The 532-nt window shown below is 45.7% G+C and carries 2 protein-coding genes; both read right to left on the bottom strand.

Annotated features, from left to right (window positions below):
- The coding region (locus M4I23_RS19740; protein ID WP_249755566.1) for a hypothetical protein at positions 1 to 218 on the bottom strand (218 nt) is incomplete at its 3' end.
- Between the two features lie 73 nt (positions 219 to 291).
- Positions 292 to 532 (bottom strand): hypothetical protein (locus tag M4I23_RS19735; RefSeq protein ID WP_249755565.1); only part of this gene is annotated, 241 nt, incomplete at its 5' end.

The following is a 532-nucleotide window of genomic DNA, read 5'->3' as shown; positions in this document are numbered from 1 at the left end:
TCTAGTTTTTTGCTGTCTAAGCCCAATTCATCCAAACGAGCGCCTTGATTGGATTGCGTGTTCATGAGCTCGGTGATTTCACCCTGTTGCTCATCGATGCGCTGGGTTAACCCATCAAGCGCGAATTGCAATGAGTTCAGCGCCTCAATGCGCGCTTGACGCTCCTTGTCGCGGCTTTCATTCATCGCCAACACCAAACTTTGATGCAGTGCGTCCAATCGCGAGTCAAAGCTTTCCTGTTGAACCGGTGAGAAAACCTGCTGATAGGCGAACGAGTATTATTTTTTAAAACTATGCTATCATTATTGGTTTTTTTAATTTAAAGCGAGCAGCCTCAATTGATTTGGGCTCTTTTCTGGTAAACTCTTGCTTTAATTGAACAGATAAAATGACTGTATGAGCCGAAACCTGAAACACTATCAAGCCCTTGATGCACTCGCGACCCACGCGCTGCTTGCCCTCTATTGCACCATGAGTAAGCAAGGCGGGTTCTGGACCGTGAAAAGAAGAAATGAACGACTCGTGAAATTCA

The organism is Algibacter sp. L4_22 (assembly GCF_023473045.1).
Classification (GTDB): domain Bacteria; phylum Bacteroidota; class Bacteroidia; order Flavobacteriales; family Flavobacteriaceae; genus Algibacter.
The sequence above is the reverse complement of the archived record's forward strand: the minus strand, read 5'-3'. Positions and strand labels throughout refer to the sequence as shown.